The sequence below is a fragment of the Corallococcus llansteffanensis genome, assembly GCF_003612055.1.
Lineage (GTDB): Bacteria > Myxococcota > Myxococcia > Myxococcales > Myxococcaceae > Corallococcus > Corallococcus llansteffanensis.
Genome location: NZ_RAWB01000978.1, coordinates 1 through 1716 on the forward strand (window position 1 = coordinate 1; position 1716 = coordinate 1716).

Below are 1716 nucleotides of genomic sequence, written 5' to 3' on the forward strand. Positions count from 1 at the left end.
CCTAGAGCGCCGAACAGGTTAGGTCACGCCGCGCGCTGGTAACGCGCGGCGACCTCGAGGTTTTGGACGACCGCGAGTCGCCTGAGGTCAAAGAGGTTGCGGCGCGTGCCTCGGTAACGGCCCTTCGGGCCCTGGCGGTTGGCGAGATGTGCCAGGCGATGCTCGACGCCGACACGCTCGCGGAGTTGTGCGCGGCCCGCGCGCGACTGCAGACGTGAGCGAAGGCGCTTCTGGAGCCACTCGTCGTCGCCCATCGTGACGCTGCGACCCTTGCCGGACGCGGCCTGGGTACAACTCGAGCGCAGCTTGCACGGCCCGCAGGCTTCCGGGTCGAATTGCACGACGGCGCCGGGCTCGAAGGGCTCCACCTCGCCAGCAGGGCACGTGAGGGTGCCGTCGCGGATGTTCACTTTGAAGTCGCGCTTGCCGAAGAGTCCAGGCTTCGCGCTGGCTCCTCGCCACGGCCGGCAGACGACGTCGCCGCCGCTCGCCAGCACGTCTTCGGTCATTGAGCTGTTGAGGTACGCCCTGTCGATGAGGAGGACATCGGGGAAGAGCTCCTGGTGGGCCATGTCTTCCTGCAGTGCAAGGGTCGCCTCTTCTTCGGGGCGGTTGGCTGGCGTCACGGCGCAGGCCACCACGAGCTCGGTGTCGAGGTCGGTGCCGACGTGCTGCTTGTAGCCATTGAATCGCTTGCTCTTGCTCTTGCGCCCGTGGCGCATGTCCGGGTCTTCGATGGAGATGCGCCTGTCGGCTGCCACGCCCTGTCGAATCTGAACGCCGCCCTCGGGGCGCGGCTCGAGGTCCTGTTCGCGCACCTGCGCGAGCGCTTCGATGTAGCGAGTCAGCGGAGCCTCGACGCACGACTCTGACTGCTTCGCCACCCAGGCCATGAGGCGGTCGAGCTGTTGGCAGAGTCGATTGAGTGCGTCGACCTTCGCGTCGGGCGCGCTCCAGTCGATGTCGAGGCCGGCCTTGATGCTGCTGGCCCTCAGCAACGGCGCATCGGCCTGCTGACACACCTCCTCGACGTCAGTGCCGAGCGCGAGCGCCATGCCCTCGGCCACCTTGCGGCCGGCGTGGCCGAGCAGGTTGAGGGTGTCCTCAACCCGCCCGGCCCCTTCTAAAGGGCGGCTGTCGACCCCCACTCGCAGCGTCTTCGGCGTCTTCTTCGAATCGAACCCCTTCGTCCGCTTCGCCACCTCGACGGTGCGCTCAAGCAGCCGGCGGTCCATCTCGGTCGCGATGAGTCGCTCCCGGAATTGCTGCAGCCCGCCCTGGGAAAAGGCGGGCTCGTCCTCATCCGCGCCGAGTCGGTCCAATACCATTCGCCACCGGCTATCGGTGCCCGAGAGGCACACGGCTTCGGCGTCCGAGGCCTGCGTATAGGCCTGCACCAGCAGCGCCATGCACATCATCGCGGGCGGCTGCGGCGCTTGCCCCTGGCCCGTCTGTCGGTACATCGCTTCGAGTTCGTCCTGAAAGGCCTCGTCGAACAACTCGTGCCGATGCTCGCGCAGGAAGACGAAGAGCTTCCTGCTTTTCCCCGCGAGCTTCAGCAGGCGCTGCTCCCGGGCGCTCTGCTCCACAGCCGGCTTCCAGCGTTCCATGCGCCACCTCCGTGAGGTGGCGACCTATGCACGCGGTGACAGCCCGCGTCGATCGCTCGCGCAAGTATTCGACTTTCCTCGGGCGGAAACCTGATCGGCGCTCTAG

The 1716-nt window shown here is 67.2% G+C and carries 1 protein-coding gene; it reads right to left on the reverse strand.

Annotation, left to right across the window (positions count from 1 at the left end):
- Positions 1–23: 23 nt before the first annotated feature.
- Positions 24–1610, reverse strand: coding sequence for an IS1182 family transposase (locus D7V93_RS42640; protein ID WP_120648638.1), 1587 nt, complete (start codon positions 1608–1610; stop codon positions 24–26).
- Between the last annotated feature and the right edge of the window lie 106 nt (positions 1611–1716).

Coding starts and splice junctions, on each gene's coding strand:
- D7V93_RS42640 (WP_120648638.1), bottom strand. CDS start 1,610: ATGGAACGCTGGAAGCCGGCTGTGGAGCAGAGCGCCCGGGAGCAGCGC.